General features: G+C 34.2%; 13 protein-coding genes. 1 reads left to right on the top strand and 12 read right to left on the bottom strand.

The features are described 5' to 3' along the window. Positions 1-616: 616 nt before the first annotated feature. From LB941_RS07600 to LB941_RS07565, 8 genes are all read right to left on the bottom strand, one after another. Positions 617-2,344 carry a putative glycosyltransferase family protein gene (locus LB941_RS07600; protein WP_253360858.1) on the bottom strand — a complete coding sequence of 576 codons (1,728 nt, stop codon included), beginning with the start codon at positions 2,342-2,344 and terminating at the stop codon, positions 617-619. Further along, positions 2,337-4,061 carry a 6-pyruvoyl-tetrahydropterin synthase-related protein gene (locus LB941_RS07595; protein ID WP_253360856.1) on the bottom strand — a complete coding sequence of 575 codons (1,725 nt, stop codon included), beginning with the start codon at positions 4,059-4,061 and terminating at the stop codon, positions 2,337-2,339. Before LB941_RS07595 ends, LB941_RS07600 begins: the two co-directional genes overlap by 8 nt. After that, positions 4,025-5,698: a putative glycosyltransferase family protein gene (locus LB941_RS07590; protein WP_253360854.1), complete on the bottom strand. Its 1,674-nt coding sequence runs from the start codon at positions 5,696-5,698 to the stop codon at positions 4,025-4,027. The genes LB941_RS07595 and LB941_RS07590 overlap by 37 nt, the downstream gene beginning before the upstream one ends. A 364-nt stretch (positions 5,699-6,062) precedes the next feature. Next, a complete protein-coding gene (locus LB941_RS07585; protein WP_253360852.1) occupies positions 6,063-8,012 on the bottom strand; it encodes a PTS fructose transporter subunit IIABC in 1,950 nt (649 codons plus the stop codon). Positions 8,013-8,038: 26 nt separating this feature from the next. After that, positions 8,039-8,950, bottom strand: coding sequence for a 1-phosphofructokinase (pfkB, locus tag LB941_RS07580; RefSeq protein WP_253360850.1), 912 nt, complete (start codon positions 8,948-8,950; stop codon positions 8,039-8,041). Further along, positions 8,947-9,702, bottom strand: a complete 756-nt coding sequence (locus LB941_RS07575; protein ID WP_279647374.1) for a DeoR/GlpR family DNA-binding transcription regulator — start codon at positions 9,700-9,702, stop codon at positions 8,947-8,949. The genes pfkB and LB941_RS07575 overlap by 4 nt, the downstream gene beginning before the upstream one ends. Before the next feature lie 530 nt (positions 9,703-10,232). Then, positions 10,233-11,576 carry a PFL family protein gene (locus LB941_RS07570; RefSeq protein WP_253360846.1) on the bottom strand — a complete coding sequence of 448 codons (1,344 nt, stop codon included), beginning with the start codon at positions 11,574-11,576 and terminating at the stop codon, positions 10,233-10,235. Positions 11,577-11,592: 16 nt separating this feature from the next. Then, on the bottom strand, positions 11,593-11,862 hold the full coding sequence (locus LB941_RS07565) for an ACT domain-containing protein (RefSeq protein WP_253360843.1): 270 nt from the start codon (positions 11,860-11,862) through the stop codon (positions 11,593-11,595). A 270-nt stretch (positions 11,863-12,132) separates the two neighbouring features. On the opposite strand from LB941_RS07565, the gene LB941_RS07560 reads away from it, so the two are divergent. Then, positions 12,133-12,471 (top strand): hypothetical protein, encoded by a 339-nt coding sequence (locus LB941_RS07560; protein WP_253360841.1) that lies wholly within the window; start codon positions 12,133-12,135, stop codon positions 12,469-12,471. A gap of 53 nt (positions 12,472-12,524) precedes the next feature. Here LB941_RS07560 and LB941_RS07555 read toward each other — a convergent pair whose 3' ends face one another. From LB941_RS07555 to LB941_RS07540, 4 genes are all read right to left on the bottom strand, one after another. After that, the gene (locus LB941_RS07555) at positions 12,525-13,619 is read right to left on the bottom strand and encodes an SGNH/GDSL hydrolase family protein (protein ID WP_253360839.1); all 1,095 of its coding nucleotides are present in this window, start codon (positions 13,617-13,619) and stop codon (positions 12,525-12,527) included. Positions 13,620-13,820: 201 nt separating this feature from the next. Further along, positions 13,821-14,840 (bottom strand): lipoate--protein ligase, encoded by a 1,020-nt coding sequence (lplA, locus tag LB941_RS07550; RefSeq protein WP_253360860.1) that lies wholly within the window; start codon positions 14,838-14,840, stop codon positions 13,821-13,823. A gap of 38 nt (positions 14,841-14,878) precedes the next feature. Further along, positions 14,879-16,282 carry a dihydrolipoyl dehydrogenase gene (gene lpdA / locus LB941_RS07545; protein WP_253360837.1) on the bottom strand — a complete coding sequence of 468 codons (1,404 nt, stop codon included), beginning with the start codon at positions 16,280-16,282 and terminating at the stop codon, positions 14,879-14,881. Between the two features lie 7 nt (positions 16,283-16,289). Next, entirely contained in the window at positions 16,290-17,903 is a 1,614-nt protein-coding gene (locus LB941_RS07540; RefSeq protein ID WP_253360835.1) for a 2-oxo acid dehydrogenase subunit E2, read from the bottom strand. Between the last annotated feature and the right edge of the window lie 12 nt (positions 17,904-17,915).

Genomic DNA, 17,915 nt, shown 5'->3' with positions numbered 1-17,915 from the left:
ATAACCATTTTGTATGTGCAAGACTATTTAACCTGTTCGCCAATTTTCAGCGTCCCCTTTCGATTTTTAAATGTTTGGCTTTGACACCTACATTTTAAATCTTATGGGGGCGTTTTGGTTTAACCGTTTGCTTTTCCACCCGCAAAGCAGGTGGTTTTTTGTTTCGCACGCAAGCGAGCTCAACTAGGTCTAAAGACAAAAAATAAAAAAAGACCTATCCCCCAAAGGGGATAAGGTCGTTTCAGTTGCCTGCATGAAGAGGACATAGAAATGTCTCTATGCCTTAATGATGGCGAGCACTGAGTACACCTATACATATACGGGCCCGAAGTCCCAATAATAATTCCTTCTTCATTGTTTTTAAAAGATAGTATTGCAGATGAATTTGTGTACTCAATTTTTTGAACTATTTGTGGATATTGCAACATTAGTTTCTTAACAGTGAAATAACAGTTGAACTCAAAAAAATCCTTGTCTAGTTGTAGGAAGAGTCTATTACTTTTGTCTCAAACTCTTCCATTTGGAATTATAATAACATTTAAAAAACAAAATCTTTTGACTATAACATTAAAAGAGCTATTAATAGTCTTTCTCGTTTATTCAATATCTGCTATAGCTATTCTCTTAGTTTCTTTAAGAACTTAATTTTTTTGATAGTACTAGCTATAACTATCACTGCTAAAGTAATCCAAGAAACAAATTCTGCTACTTTAATAACAAACGATACCTTATATACTATTTTAATATTATTATGTCCCTTATTTAAAGTAACACCTATAGTACTTCGCTTTGTTTTAGTATAGCCTACTTTCTTTCCATTAATTGTGACTGTATATGAATTATAGTTCAAAAAAGGTAAATCTACTGTTGTTCTATCTTTAGCAGAATATATTCTATAACTAATTCCATTTGGTATACTATATGGTTTAATCTTCGTTCGTTTTCCATCTATAAGTGCTATATGATTTTTAATATCAACTGTATAATTCTTCATACTTACAAGTGGCCAATAATCAATTGATCCTACTCCTTCATTGAAGTTTTTAACCATATAATTAAACCCAATTTTAGATGTTATTTGATAATCTGAAAAAGGTAATGTCTTTGAATTACTAGGTTTAAAGTTAATTACCGTTTGACTTGTACGTGAGTTTAAAAAACTATATGAATTACTTAATAATGCAAAAACAGTTATACCCAATACAACTATAAAACTATGACGCATATATTTTGTATTGGATGATATAATTATCCAAATCGTTTCAACAGCAAAAATTGCCAGAAAGAAGTTTGAAATACATAATATTCTTCCTGTCCATTGAAGAACAATAATTGGTGTCTTATTAATAAAATTCCAAATTGACTCAAAAATATTAGTTGTTGCAACAAAAAAAACAATTCCAATAATTCCCGAAAACTTTGTTACCATATTTTGCTTCTTCCACAAAAATAAACCCATAAATACCAATATAGTTATTAATGCCCCAATTGATTCATTATTATTTAAAGAACTTATTATGGAATCACCCAAACCTACACTTGCTGTTGTAAGTGTCCCTGATTTAGTAATAAACAGCTTGTTACTACTATATACTGTAAATAAAGTACTCCAATAAAATGAAGTCATTAATAAAGTAGTTATCCCTGCATAGATAATATATTTTGTTTTTCTCCAAAAATTTTGGGATGTAAAAAAAGCAATTACAATCAGCATCATTACTACTACCACATACATCAAAAAACTTAGTACATGCGAATAAACTACACCAGTCATACCAAATGACAGTAATATCCACCCTTTTTTTTCTCTAAAAAAGATGCTGTATGTTCCATAAATAATTAATGGTAAAAATACATATCCCGCTGTTTGACCAACATCAAATGTCAAAAACATCCAACTAAAATTATATGCTGACAAAACATACATAAACGAAAATAATAAAGCTTTCTTTTTATTTCCTTGCCAATATTTAAGGCCACACCAGTATGAAATAAGCATGGAGACAAGAACAATAAACCACCATCCTGCATAAATGGCTTGAACGGGGTTACTAATTAGTATTAATGCGACAGCAAACGGATAAATTGGTAAAGCTCCGTAAACCATATTAATTGGAGTTCCAACTTGATTCATCGCATATGTTTCAATGTACGAAAATAGCTTTCCATCCTTAATATTTTGTGCTAAATCATATATTCTATTAAGATGAAATGACATGTCCACACCAGCGTGTAAAGAATTAGAACAAAAATATGGTACCATGACCAATATACTAGCTATTAAACAAACTATTATCGCTAATATATGTTTTTGCTTATTTGATAATTTATTTAATTTAATCATCCTTATTTTCCCTCTTTAATAAAATAACCAACATACCTATTAATATAATAACTATTAGTAGAGAAACAATTCTAGCCATAATGTATATTAAAGGAGTTGTATATCTAATCGTTATAGTTGCATTCTTCGTATCTCTTACATAGATTTGTGCTAAAGATTTTTTAGTTACATAAAGTTTTGTTTTCTTACCATTGACATAAGCTGTATAGTCCTTATGATTATAAATAAAAAATGGCAACACTATTCTAGATTGTTTATTTTTTAGGTTTTTTAAATAATATGTCTCTTGTTGATATCCCGGAGATAATTCTTTACTCTTCAAATAACTTTTATGACCATTAATACTAATCTGATGATTAAAAACATTAGTTTTAACTTTATTTGCCGCAAAAGGTACATAATCTTCATATTGGGCCGATTCTGCTTTAATCTGATTCAATGATAAGGATTGCATATATCCAGTTGAATTTAATCTATGTGCGTATGGTGTTGTATAGTCAGTTGTTGTTGCTATGGAATTATTTTGTGTTTCTGTAGTTATAAAACTTTCAATCGATCCCAATGCTAATATAACTAGAACTAGATTTAAAATAATTAATTTAAATGAATCTTTTCCCCAAGTATAAACTGTACATATTTTAGATGCTCCATATAGTGACAAAAAAAATGTTGCAAATGGTAATAAGCGCCACATAAATTGAATATGTGCAACTGGTGTATTTTTAAATAAATACCACGGAAATAATAAAGTACTACATAATAACAACACTACACCTAAAATGTATGCGTACGTTTCCCAAAAATTACTATTCTTTAAACCGATAAAACCTACCAAAGCAATTAATAAAATTGCTAATCCTACATTAGGTAATCCTTGGCCTAATGTATTACTAAAAGAAAGTGAAACAAGAGTATTAAAACTAATTTCTTTTTCAGTGAAAAATTGTGTGTTTGGTATAACTGTTCGAACACCTAATTGTCGTATGATTGGTACAGTTATTGCTAAAGTGGCTAACAAAAACATACCACTACTACTTATTATAGTTACTAAAATCTTTTTCTTCTCTTGTTGATAAATAAATGTTAATAAGTATACAACTAGTAACAACCCTATAGTAAATACCGTAGTCAACAAATGACAATACATTTCAGCAGTTAAACCTAGTACAAGACATATTGCGCCCTTAACATATACTTCTTTTAAAATATAGTACATCCCTAAGAAAACTAGTGGCACAAAAACAAATGCCCACGATTCCCCTATATCAGCTCTTCCAAAATCATTAAACATTATATACACAGAAAAGCGAAGTAAAATTGCAAAAACAATTGCGGCATCTTTCCTTTTCATTAATCTATGACCAAAGATATATGCTAATATTAACCCTAAGAATTGTTCTAATACCAAATAACTATAATACGCTGTTATTGGATTTCTCAAAAGCATCCTAATTGGCACATAAAATAATAAATTTCCCCAAGGATAATAAGTATTAATTGCTTGTCCTACTTTTCCAAAACTATATGTCGAAATCATGGAAATAAAGTGTCCATTATTTATATCCTGGTATGCTTCTTCCAATCTTTCAATATGAAATATTCTATCATCACCTACTAAAATTGTCTTTGTATGCCAAGCTAACACAACATATATCATGGATAATACTGCAAAAAACAAAACTAATGCTGCTTTTTGAAAAATTCTTTTTTGTTGCATAATTTATTACTCCTTTTTTTAAAGATTAAAATCCATAAAGCAGCTATATTACTTAAGATCATCACACCAAATGTTATATATTCTCTCAAACTAGCACTTAAACTAATTTTAATATGATTCATTCCTGATTTTAAAGCAACTTTCAAAAGTGGTGCAGTTACCTTAGCTTTTTTATCATTTACATTAACTTGATAGTTTAGGCCTTTATAAACAATTAACAAAAAATTATGTTTTCTATTAGTTTTGCTCGTGTTTTTAAAATTAAAACTTAGGCTATCATAATTAGATATCTTTTTTACATTTGTCAACTTATAAATACTGCCTTTAATTTGCGAATAATTTACTACGTAATCCCCTCCTGTTGCTTGCTTATTTACAAGCTTATTATATTGTCTTTCAGTGCTAATATAATAACGTGTAGGATCATCATTTTTAGTTATATGGTAATTATATGTTGCTGAAATATTCATCAATATTAGCGGAACAAACAGTACAGGTACTACTATTTTGTTGTTAATTAAAACATTATTTTCTTCTAAAAACAATGTTACACTTACTGCCAAAAAAAGTGATACAAAAGCTAACATTCTTCCTAAAAATTGTATATTACCAAAAAAAGAATTAATAAATAAACTCTTTTGAAGTGGTAACCAATTCAATGTACAAAAAAATATTCCAAAAGATGTAGCTGTCCAATATCGCCAGTTTCCACTTTTTCTAACTAACATCATAACTACTAAAAATAGTAGCATTCCCGTTTCAATTAAACCTATATTAAAAATAGCCGGTTTATCTTCAATACTATTGTTGAATAGAGCTTGTAACACTTGCCATCCATCTACAGCAACTAATCCATGTCCTGGAGTATTTAAATCTTTATTGCTTAAATATAATGTTAGGATATTAGTAATAGTATACAAACTCGTTAGTACAGCTGTTATCCCTGCTAAACCAAAACTTTGCAATTCATACCATTTAAATTTTCTTGCAACAATCCGTATAATCTCAACTATAAATATTAATGTACAGACTATTAAAACAGACAATATATGCGTATTTATTAGCGCACCCATAGCTAATCCTAAGATAAGCCAACTCCATTTTTCATATCGCCAAATTCTAATAACACCGGTTAATATCATTGGTAAAATAGCATAAGCTATCGACTCACCCATTGCATTTCGAGCAAACATCACTCCCATATGATAGGCGCTAAACTGATAAAACATTACACCGACTAAATTAACCAATTTATTAGCTGTAAATTCTCGCATCAAGATATAGGCCGAAGCTTGTGTTAATACGTTTAATATTATAAAGCCACAAAATAATGCTATTACTGGATCAGCACTAAAAATAAACCGAGGTAAAATAAAAATTAAACTTGTAATCCAAGGATACAAACCTGTATAGGCGCTAGATATTCCTTGAAAACCAATAAAGTTAACCATTGACGGCAACTTACCATGTTTCAACGCTTGATATACTGCTTCCCATCTAGTTAAATGAACACCTCCATCATAAGTAACCTTAAAATAGCCTCCTAAAAAAGCAGGTATTGTCGTAATAATAGCTATAATTATAAATAAAAGTATGATATACATCATACTCCATTTTCTAATATGTTTTTTTGTCATAAATACTATTCCTTTATCTTACTGTATAATTATATTTCATGATAACATAGAGCTATACCATTATCAAAAGCCGGTATAATTTAAAAAAAATATCTAACTTTTTTTTTTAATATTTTCTGACATAAAATATACCGTTGAAATTCACTTAAACAATCTTTAAAATTTTTGTTAGCTAATAATATTGAAATAATACTAGACAAAACTGACACCCATGTAATTTTATTTGTCTCCAAAAATAACCGACACCAAATTTTTCAAGTATAACAACACTCTCTTCACTTAGAATTCTTGCCAAAAAAAGCGCCTCATAATCATTAGATTCTTTGTCTAACAATTATGAAGCACTCCAACTTTTAATCTAGTCTTATTCTTTAACTGGTTTCTTCCAGAAGCCCAAGATAACAGCTGCAACGATTGAACCAATTACAACGGCACCAATATAGCCCCAGATATTTGTTGCAAGAGCTGCAACCCAGAAACCACCATGAGGAGCAGGAACTCCAACATGCCATAATCCAACCAATGCACCACCAACAGCGGAACCAACAATACATGAAGGAATAACACGACCTGGATCAGCTGTAGCAAATGGAATTGCACCTTCAGTGATAAATGAGAAACCTAAGATCCAGTTTGAAATACCAGCACGACGTTCATCTTCAGTAAATTTATTTTTGAAGAATACTGTTCCAATAGCTGTAGCAAATGGAGGCACCATACCACCAACCATAACGGCTGCCATCAAACCAGCTGCAGCGGTTGATTTAGGATCATTAGCAAATGCGCCAGAAGCAAATACATAAGCGGCTTTGTTGAAAGGACCACCCATATCAATTGACATCATACCAGCTAAAATCAAACTTAAAAGAACTGTATTACCAGTACCCATGTTATTTAAGAAGCTTGTAATCCAAACATTCAATGTCGAGAAGATTGGGTTAATAATATAATACATAATAAGGGCAATAAATAATAACCCTAAAATTGGATAAATCAGCATTGGTTTCATACCTTCAACTGATTTAGGTAAACCAGCTGCTAATTTCTTCAAACCAAGCATGATGTAACCGGCAATGAAACCAGCTGCAATACCACCTAAGAAACCAGCTGCTGATTTAGCATTTGACATTACATTAGCAATATATGCTCCACCGTATGAACCAGTGTAAACAGTTGCCATAAAACCACCGACAAACCCAGGCATTAATGCTGGTGTATCAGCGATAGCTTCAGCAATATAAGCTGCTAAAACAGGAACCATAAATGCGAAAGCCATACTACCAGTATTATTTAAGAAAATAAAGGCTGCTGACTTATCTCCACCAAGGTATTGTTCAACCAAGAAGGAAATAGCCATTAAAATACCACCACCAATAACGAATGGTAACATATGGGAAATACCATTCATTAATTGTTTGTAGATATTACCACCAATTGAACCATCTGATGCAGATGAAGAACTTGAATCATCTTCTGCTGCGTGGAATGTTGCAGCGTTACCATCTAAAACAGAACTTAATAAGCTTTCAGGATTTTTAATTGCGGCAGAAACTGCTTTATTAACTAATGGTTTACCATTAAAACGTGCCATTTCTACTTTCTTATCAGCTGCAACAACAACACCTACAGCACGACTAATTTCGTCAACTGTTAAACGATGCTTGATTCCTTCAGAACCGTTTGTTTCAACTTTAATATCTACACCCATAGCTGCAGCTTGTTTCTTTAAAGCTTCTTCAGCCATGTATGTGTGAGCAATACCGTTAGGACATGCCGTAACTGCAACAATATATGGGCGATCACTATTTGTCGCTGCTTGAGCTTCTTTTTCCTCTTCTGCTTTATTTTGAGCTTCTTTTTCTGCTACTGCCTTCGCAAAAATATCTTGTACTCGATCTGGTGTTGTTGCAGCTTTTAAATCTTTAACAACATCAGGATTCATCAAAACTTGTGACAAAGCTGCTAAAGCTTGTAAGTGTGTATTATCTCCACCTTCTGGAGCAGCAATCATGAAGAATAAATGTGATGGTTGACCGTCCATTGCATCATAATCGATACCTTTTTGGCTTCTAGCAAATAAAACAGCTGGTTTTTTAACTGCCTTATCATGTGCATGTGGGATTGCAATGCCATCGCCCATCCCTGTTGTAGATTCTGCTTCACGTGCTAAAATATCTTTTTTATAAACTTCTTCGTCATCAATAATTCCCTTAACGTAATACTGATGTACCATCTCATCAATAGCTTCAGCTTTTGTTGAAGCTTTCAAATCCATGATCATGATGTCTTTCATCAATAATTCACGAATATCCATTATAACACTCCCTTTAATTCTATTTTCTAGTATTCTTCTATTTTTATCTTAGGCAAAATTTCGTTAATTTTTACTCGATCTGCTAAATCCTCAGAAAAGGCTGTTGCAGAACCACAAGCTAGTCCATAACGAAATGCTTCTAAAGCATCTTTTGTCCGCGCTAAAGTTCCAACAAAACCGCCAATCATAGAATCACCTGCACCAACTGAATTGATAACTGTTCCTTTAGGTGCATATGAACGATAAACCTTATCTTTTGTTATCATCAAACCGCCATCGCCAGCCATAGAGATTAAAACATTTTGGGCACCTAAATCTAGTAACTTACGACCGTATTTTACAATATCATCAATACCTGTGAACTTAACACCAAACAAATCCGCTAATTCATGGTTGTTTGGTTTAACTAATAATGGCTTTTCTGATAATGTTTTTAATAAACTTTCACCAGTTGTATCAATGACAAATTGGGCACCTTTAGAACGAATAATTTTAATTAAATCAAAGTAAAAATTATCATCCAAGCTTGGAACTAAACTACCAGCAAAGATTACAATATCATTTACTGTTAACTTATCGAATTGGGCTGTAAAGTCTGCCAATTCTTCTTTTGAAATCTTAGGCCCACGACCATTAATTTCCGTTTCATCTTGAGCTTTAATTTTAACGTTAATTCGTGTGTCATCTGAAATGTGTGTAAAATGTGTTTTTAAACCTACTCGTTCAATCGCTTCTTTTACAAAGTTTCCAGTAAATCCACCTAGAAATCCAAGAGCAACGTTATCTTGATCTAATTCTTTTAAAATCCTAGAAACGTTGATTCCCTTACCGCCGGGCAATTTATTATCATAGTCCATGCGGTTGACTTCTCCTAATGTAAGTTCCTTTAATTGCACGATATAATCAATCGAAGGATTGACTGTTACCGTATAAATCATGTTAAAACCTCCTGAATGGTTGTTTGATTGCTGTACTGACCAGCAACACCTTGTGGTAATTTACTTGTTATAACTGTTGCATCACCAATTTCAGCAACTTTTACAAAAGAAACTGCATCAAATTTCGTTGGATCAGCTAATACATAAACCTGCTCACTTTGAGCAATTGCAATTTTCTTGACCGCCGCTTCATCTGGATCCGGTGTAGTAAAACCAAATTTGGGATGAATTCCATTAATTCCAAGAAATGCTTTGTTAAACCGAAATCTTTTTAAAGTTTCAACAGCCTCGACCCCTACAATTGCTTTAGTTGTGTTCTTTAATTCTCCACCGACTAGTATAGTGCGAATATTTTGATCTGCTAACAATGACGCATGCATTACCCCATTTGTTACAACAGTCAGTTTTAAATCCGGAGTAAATGAAGAAATCAAAGCTAAAGTTGAAGTTCCCGCATCCAAGTAGATGACGTCCTCTGCTTGAATATGTTCACCCGCCATAGCTGCAATTGCTGCTTTTTCCTGCGTATTTCGCGTTGCCTTACCAGTCATATCAAGTTCACGTTGCAATGAATACTTGATTTTAGCTCCTCCATGAACACGGGCTAGTAATCCAGCTTCTTCAAGAAGTTGTAAATCACGACGTGCCGATGATTCGGAACAATGTGTCTGTCCACAGATATCTTGTAACTTAACAACATTATTTGATTTGAGCATCTGTAAAATAATTTGATGACGTTCTTCTGCAAGCACTTTCATTACCCCCAAAAAATATAATATCACTCGTTTAAATAAAAATCAATCATAAATTACCAAAAAACTTCATTTTCAAGCATAATATTTTAATTAACATCCATTTTTTTATTATTATTTTAGCAATGCATATTATAAAAACGTGCTTTATTTTAGGATAAGCCTTATTTTTTTCGCTTTAAAAAGGCTATACAAAAGGAATATCAAGTCACTATCAAGGTGACACGCTTATTTTAATAAAGCATTACTAGTTTCTTTCAAAATCAGTCATCTATAGGCTAAAAAATGTCAGAAAGCTTCCAATAAAACTTATAATTTCTTAAATTAAAGCATTGTTTCGCTAAATTTTATTTATTGTTATTCGTCTTTTCAGTCAAAACTACTTATATTCAAACGTAACATGAAACCTTTTTTAACGCAACCAATAAAAAAACAACACAAAAGCTAACTTTCCCTAGCAGATATAGCAAATTTGTCATTTTCTACATCTCATGTGGAAGTTAGCTTCTGTTCTTTCTATAAAACTTTCTTTAGTTCTTAAAACTATGAATTGGTGCTGGTATTAAACCACCACGTTCAATCATCGCTACTGAACTAGCTTCATTTACCTTCATCACTGGCGCATGTCCTAGCAAACCACCAAATTCAACAGTATCTCCTACCTTAGCCCCTGGCACAGGAATAACTCTGACCGCTGTCGTTTTATTATTAATCATCCCGATTGCAGCTTCATCAGCAATCATCGCACTGATCGTTTCTGCGGGAATGTCACCTGGAACTGCAATCATATCCAATCCCACCGAGCAAACAGCTGTCATGGCCTCTAATTTCTCAATATTGAGTGTTCCTGCGTTAACTGCATCAATCATCCCCGCATCTTCTGAAACCGGAATGAAAGCACCCGACAAACCACCAACTTGACTACAAGCCATAATGCCACCTTTTTTAACAGCATCATTTAACATAGCTAAGGCCGCCGTCGTTCCATGTGTTCCAACCTGCTCAATCCCTATTTCTTCTAAGACTTGTGCCACAGAATCACCTACTGCCGGTGTTGGTGCTAAAGATAAATCTACAATACCAAAAGGAACGCCTAATCGTTTTGAAGCGACGGTTCCCACTAGTTGACCCATCCGAGTCACTTTAAATGCCGTTTCTTTTATAGTATTAGCTACAACATCCATTGGTTGACCCTTTACTTTTTCCAACGCTTTTTTCACTACACCAGGTCCTGAAACACCAACGTTAATAACAACATCTCTTTCGCCTACACCATGAAATGCCCCGGCCATAAATGGATTATCTTCTACCGCATTACAAAAAATAACCATTTTGGCATTAGTCATCACATCTTTTTTTGCAGCTGCTTTAACCACTTTACCCATTTGTTTTACAGCATCCATGTTAATCCCGCTTCTTGTTGAACCAACATTAACAGATGCACACACTAGATCTGTTTCAGCTAAAACTTGTGGCAATGAATTTATTAATGTTTCATCACCTGTTTGATAGCCTTTTTGAACTAAGGCTGAGAAGCCACCAATAAAATTGACGCCAACTGTTTTGGCCGCTTTATCCAAAGCTTGACCATATTTTAGGTAATCTTTATCGCGCGAAGCCGCTGCTATTAGTGAGATAGGTGTAACTGAAATGCGTTTATTGATTATAGGAATACCATATTCGGCTTCAATTTGTTCGCCAACTTTAACTAAATTTTTTGCTTTAGTTGTTATTTTTGTATAAATTTTTTCACATGCTTTAGTTGAATCACTATCAATACAATCAAGAAGTGAGATCCCCATCGTTATTGTTCGAATATCCAGATTTTCATCCGAAATCATGTGGATTGTTTCAAGAATTTTTGCTGTTTCCATTCCGTTGGACTCCTCCTTATAATTGGTGCATAGCCTTATAAAGCTCTTCATTTCTGATTTTGATTTCAACACCTAATTGTTCACCTAGTTGTTCCAATTCAGTTGCTGTCTGTGCAAAATCAACTTCTGGTTCAGGAACCTCTACCATCATCATCATGGTAAAATATCCATCCATGATAGTCTGTGATACATCTAAAATATTTATTTCCCTTTTTGATAAGAATTGGCTAACCCCTGCAATAATTCCTACTTTATCTTGTCCGACCGTTGTCAAAATAGCCTTCATTAATTACACCTCATTTTTAATATTCATTGATAATTTACTAAAAGTATAATATATTCTTTTGTAAACCACAAATTAATTTTCATTTTAATCGGTTTTTGTTCGTCTTTTAGCTTTTAAAGAACTTGGTTTACCTAAGATATGCTATACTTAAAATAGAATTTAAGCCTATAAACTCAATATCCATAATCCTTAAATTGAAGAATTATTAACCAATTAACTTCGATTTATCGATATTTAGATTTTGTAAATAATTAATAAGGGTGACTAAAAATGTACAATATGATTCCAGATACACTACAAGAAGTTCAAACAAAACTTTCCTGGCTTCTTGCAAATGGTTATTCAGCAACCCAAGAAAGTGTTATTACAGATGGCATTCTTGCTGGTACAGACTTAATGTTTGAAGATGCTTTAGAAGGTCCGTACTGGACTGTTTTATGGCAAGAAGAAAATAAAACCTTACTTGTTCGCGGTGCTTTAGGTGAAAACTTAGGTGCTATTTCTCCACGCACCACTTTTAACACCTTTAGTGAAGATTTTATCCAAAATCCAGCTTCGACATGGCTAAATATCTCCACACAAGTTGAAAAACTTATTAAGGCAAATTAAAAAACAGTTCCTATTGTTGATGTATACATTATCCATCAACTAAAGGAACTGTTTTATTTTATTAGATACTGTTGTAACAATGGTATGATCCTTTGAACTATCTTCTTTGCACCTGCAGCATTTACATGCAACTGATCTCCAAAATCAAATTCAGCTGCAATCTCTGACTTAGCCCCTTGAACAACTCCTGCCGCATCAAAAACATTCGTCCAACCCAATAATTCATTATTAACCTGCAGCCTTATTTCTTCTGTTTTTTGGTCTATTTTACTAGTTGGTAAAATAGTCCCTAATAATAAGTGTCCCGAGTATTGCTGTTGTATTTTTTTGAATCCTGCTATAAGTTGTGCTACAGTTACTGCCTGTTTTGCTGCAGCAGTACTATAAAATGGTAGTATCAAATCATTTCCACCGCAAAAAATAATACTGATATCTGTTTGATACTGCGTTTCTTGCATTCTCTTAACTAAACTTTTTCCATACGTTTGTAATATTGGCTTATCGTTAGGAGCATCATGCAATAAACGACTACCCGAGACCCCCGTGTTTGCACACGTCACTTTCTCAGGATAATTATTGAGTAACCACTGACTTATATGTTGTGTTATCAATCCCATTTCTGCTAATGAGTCGCCACCTATTTGTACTTTTAGTGGTTGAGCTTGTGACCACACTAAAAGCTGTTCTAGACAAAACCAGCCTTTGCGGTGTTCATTATTCTCCGTTAATCGCGGTATGTATTCAGCTTTCCGACTTATACTTGCATTAACCAACTTAGTCGCATAAGTGCAACAAAAATCTGCATATACTTGAGCTGTCTTTGCACGTAGATAAACATAAATTGTTTCTTTACACTTGATTGGCATCTCGATAGCATCTACTTGTATTTTTGATCCTTTACCAACCGTAATCGCTGACTTGCCGAAATACGTTACTCTATGTTTCACATGAAACGAGGGACTACGACTAATCCAAATTTCGTCAAATAACAAATCTGTTTTTCCATACAGATTGCTTAAAATAAAACTTAGTTTAGTCCCACTTAAGCACGACGTTAACTTAACTACTTGCGAGAGTTCTTGCATATGAAATGGCATAGCTGTAAAATCATCACAGCTTTGAACCCAACTTTCTTGCCAACTGTCCATTTTGAATCACCTTCTCTCATTACTAAAATATGTCAAAGTGGGACAAACAACGGTTAGTTAGAAAATATTTACATCATCAGCAGAGCCCCTGGTGTTTTGCCTACTTTGATTACATAACTAACTGACTTTTGGTACACATCTTAGTACTAAACATTTGAAGACAAACAGAGCCTAGGACTTTTATCCCAGACTCCTCTTTTTTTAATGTTGGTATGCTAAAAGCTCTTTTACATCATCTGCCGAAATGCCAACAAAATACTTACTTAAATCAAGTTTATCCAAAGCTTGCACTATCTGTTCTGGCGCATATTCTATTCCGATTAATGCCGTTTGAACTTCAGCTACATCACTTGGACCAAAGAAATCACCATATATTTTAAGATCTTTGATTTTTCCCTTTTCTATTAAGAAACGAGCATCAATAGTACCGCCAGCAAAATGTTTTCGCTTTTTAATTGTAAATTCAGGCGACTTACCATAAACCCAATCCCAATTTTTATATAAGCGTTGTTCAATTGCTTGAATCCCTAATTGATCTTCTTTAGTTAGCTCATATGCATATTGTTGTGCATCTTTAATATCAGCTACATGCCAAATTTTCTTAATCAATTCATCTCTAAATTGATAGGTATCCATCTTTTGATATTGTTTATCTACATATGGTTTTACATTCGTAACCCGACTTCTCACAGACTTAATACCTTTAGACTCAATCTTATCTTTTGCAACGTGTAAAGCATTAGCGACACTATCTGTATTAACATCAAACATTAAAGTCCCATGGCTAAATGTTTTTCCATTCCGTGAATACATCGCATTTCCTGAAAATTTCTTACCGTCAATCACAATATCATTGCGTCCTGTAACCTCAGCACCTGTTACACCCATCGCATGCAAGGCACTCACAACCGGTTGAACTAACGCCTTGAAATCACCAAACTTTTGCTTGTCCGCTTCAACCACAAAACTAAAGCATAAATTTCCTAAATCCTGATACATCGCACCACCACCAGAAAGCCGACGTGTAATGGTTATTCCTTTTTCATCACAATATTTTTGATTAATTTCTTCAAGTGTATTTTGATTACGACCTACAATAATGCATGGTTTTTCAATATAAAACAGCATAAAAGGTGGTTGTAATTTTCCACTATTCATTAAATACTGCTCAGTGGCTAAATTAGTTCGAATATCATCGGTTTTCATCACAATATATCGCATTTTTTGCATAATAATTACACTTCCAGTTCTGTACTAAATTAAATGTTTGTTGGAAAACCAAGTGCTACATCAGCTGCATCCATTACTGCCTCACTTACAGATGGGTGTGGATGAATTGTTAATGCTACATCATCTACTGTATTTCCAGATTCAATCGCTAATGTTAACTCACTTATTAAATCGCTAGCATGTACTCCAACAATTTGTGCCCCAACTAGTGTTTTACTGTCCTTTAAGAAAACCAAGCGCACAAATCCATTTGTCTCGTTCATTGAAATTGCACGACCATTAGCTGCAAATGGGAACTGTGCCTTTTTAACATCCAAGCCTTGCTCTTTAGCAGCAGCAAACGTTAAGCCCGTCGTTGCAATTGAAGTATCTGTATAGCAAACAGCTGGCATTGCATGATAATCGACAGTTGTTTTTTTACCCGAAATTGCTTCTGCTGCTACTTTACCTTCATATGAAGCTTTGTGTGCTAGTGCAAATCCAGCCACAACATCGCCAATAGCATAAATATTAGCTATACTGGTCCGACTTTGATTATCAACCTCAATCAAGCCACGTTTATCTTTTTTTATACCTGCTTGTTCAAGCCCCATATCTTGCGTATTTGGGCGACGACCAACTGAAACAATACAATAATCTGCTGTTATCGTTTTTTCTTCGCCCTTAACTTCAAATGTAACTTCAACCTTATCTGCAGTTTGTTCTGTCCTCTTAGCCATCGCTTCAGTATAAATATCTACTCCTTGCTTACTGAAATGATGTTCAACTACTTTAACCAAATCTTTTTCATAATTAGCTAAGATACTGTTAGAACCCTCTAAAATGGTTACATGCGCTCCTAGGTTAGCATATGCTGAAGCCAACTCTGAACCTATATAACCACCACCAACAACAACTAATTCCTTTGGTACTTCTGTCAAGCTTAAAGCTCCTGTAGAATCAATTACACGACCTTCAAATTTAAAGTTTGGAATTTCAATAGGATGACTGCCAGCTGCAATAATTAGATTATTAAACGTATAAGTTTGTGCTTTATCTTCACCTATCACCCGCAAACTATGGGCGTCTTTAAGATAAGCATTCCCCCAAATAACGTCAATTTGGTGCTTTTTGAAAAGACTAGCCACGCCACCAGTTAAACGACTAACAACATTTTGTTTCCATTCTTGTGTTTTACTAAAATCAAGTTTAGCAGCAGTTACACGTAATCCCATATCTTGTGAATCCATTGCATGTTGATAACGGTGTGCTGCCTCAATAAGTGCTTTAGATGGAATACAACCTACATTTAAACAAACGCCCCCAATAAACTCGCGTTCAATAACCGTTACCTTTTGTCCCAGTTCTGCTGCATGAATAGCAGCAACATATCCACCAGGTCCCGCTCCAATAACAACTGTATCTAGATCAATTGCAAAATCTCCAACTACCATTATTTGATCATCCTTCCATCAATAATATTTCTGGGTCGCCTAATAATTCTTTCAAACGATTCATCGCACTTTGGCCTGTAGCACCATCAATTACCCGATGATCAAAGGCCAATGTTAATTTCATAACACGAGCAACCTGAACTTTTTCATCTAATACAACAGGTTCTTGGCTAATCCGACCAATTCCTAAAATAGCTACCTCTGGCCAATTAATTACTGGTGTGAAATAGCCACCACCAACAGAACCAATATTCGTTATTGACATACCGCCATTACGCATATCAGCAACTGTTAATTTCCCATCTTTTGCTTTAGTTGTATTGTCACTAATTGCACGAGCAATATTAAATAAGCTTAGTCGATCTGCATTTTTCACATTAGGCATAAATAATCCACGTGGTGTATCGGTTGCAATACCGACATTGACATAATTCTTATACACAATTTCATTATTAGCCATATCAACAGATGAATTGAAGACCGGATATTCTTTCATCACCACAGCTAATGCTTTAACTACATATGCAAGGAACGTTAACTTAACTCCCCGATTGGCTGCAGCTTCCTTATATTTCTTTCGATGTGCCCATAGCTTGTCAACTACGACTTCATCAAAAATATGGACATGCGGAATCTCAGCCACAGAACGTGTAACTGACTTCGCAGTTGCTTTACGAATTTGATCCATCTTTTCTCGTGTTTCAGGCCATTGTTCATCTAAAAGCGCTGCTTTAGCTGCCACGGTTTTATTCTCTTTAGTTGTTGTTCCTTCACGTAAATCTTCTGTTGGAACAACTTTTGTAGCAGGTGCTGCATTACCGCCAGCTACAAATGCATCAATATCTGTTCGCAGAATTTGATGATGGTTTCCCGTTCCATTAACATCTGCCAAATTAACATTCTGTTCACGTGCATAAGCACGAACTGACGGCATTGCTAAAACAGGTAAACTGTGATCTTGCGGTTGGCTTGTTGCACTAACAGTAGGTGTGCTTGTTTGCGTTTTGTCAACTGTAGGCGTTGCTACTGTTGCGCTCACATTTCCCTGACCGGCAGCAACTTCTAATTCAACTAACGGATCGCCTACTTCAGCACTTTCACCTTCAGCTACAACAATCTTAGTAATTTTCCCAGCGACTGGTGATGGTAATTCTTCTACTGACTTATCATTTTCTATTTGAACTAAATCACCGTCTTTTTGAATCTCATCGCCTACTTTGACGTGCCATTCTCCAACTGTTCCTTCTGCGATACCTTCACCTATATCTGGCAACTTAAATTGATAAATTGAACTTTCACTTGTCGTTTCCGTTGTTGTTGGTGCTTTGCTTTGCTGTTTAGGTTCACTTACAGGTTCATCTGCAACGTTACCTTGACCTGCAGCAACTTCTAGTTCAATCAAAGAATCACCAACTTCAGCCGTTTGCCCTTCTGAAACTAATATTTTAGTAACCTTGCCAGCAACTGGTGATGGTAACTCTTCTACTGATTTATCATTTTCTATCTGAACCAAATCACCGTCTTTTTGGATTTCATCGCCTACTTTGACATGCCATTCTCCAATAGTTCCTTCAACAATACCTTCACCTATATCTGGTAGTTTAAATTGATACTTGCTCATTAACTATGCACT

It is taken from the genome of Ligilactobacillus ubinensis, from assembly GCF_024160875.1.
Taxonomy (GTDB): Bacteria; Bacillota; Bacilli; order Lactobacillales; family Lactobacillaceae; genus Ligilactobacillus; species Ligilactobacillus ubinensis.
The sequence above is the reverse complement of the archived record's forward strand: the minus strand, read 5'-3'. Positions and strand labels throughout refer to the sequence as shown.

Coding starts and splice junctions, on each gene's coding strand:
- LB941_RS07600 (WP_253360858.1), bottom strand. CDS start 2,344: ATGATTAAATTAAATAAATTATCAAATAAGCAAAAACATATATTAGCG.
- LB941_RS07595 (WP_253360856.1), bottom strand. CDS start 4,061: ATGCAACAAAAAAGAATTTTTCAAAAAGCAGCATTAGTTTTGTTTTTT.
- LB941_RS07590 (WP_253360854.1), bottom strand. CDS start 5,698: ATGACAAAAAAACATATTAGAAAATGGAGTATGATGTATATCATACTT.
- LB941_RS07585 (WP_253360852.1), bottom strand. CDS start 8,012: ATGGATATTCGTGAATTATTGATGAAAGACATCATGATCATGGATTTG.
- pfkB (WP_253360850.1), bottom strand. CDS start 8,950: ATGATTTATACGGTAACAGTCAATCCTTCGATTGATTATATCGTGCAA.
- LB941_RS07570 (WP_253360846.1), bottom strand. CDS start 11,576: ATGGAAACAGCAAAAATTCTTGAAACAATCCACATGATTTCGGATGAA.
- LB941_RS07565 (WP_253360843.1), bottom strand. CDS start 11,862: ATGAAGGCTATTTTGACAACGGTCGGACAAGATAAAGTAGGAATTATT.
- LB941_RS07560 (WP_253360841.1), top strand. CDS start 12,133: ATGTACAATATGATTCCAGATACACTACAAGAAGTTCAAACAAAACTT.
- LB941_RS07555 (WP_253360839.1), bottom strand. CDS start 13,619: ATGGACAGTTGGCAAGAAAGTTGGGTTCAAAGCTGTGATGATTTTACA.
- lplA (WP_253360860.1), bottom strand. CDS start 14,840: ATGCGATATATTGTGATGAAAACCGATGATATTCGAACTAATTTAGCC.
- lpdA (WP_253360837.1), bottom strand. CDS start 16,282: ATGGTAGTTGGAGATTTTGCAATTGATCTAGATACAGTTGTTATTGGA.
- LB941_RS07540 (WP_253360835.1), bottom strand. CDS start 17,903: ATGAGCAAGTATCAATTTAAACTACCAGATATAGGTGAAGGTATTGTT.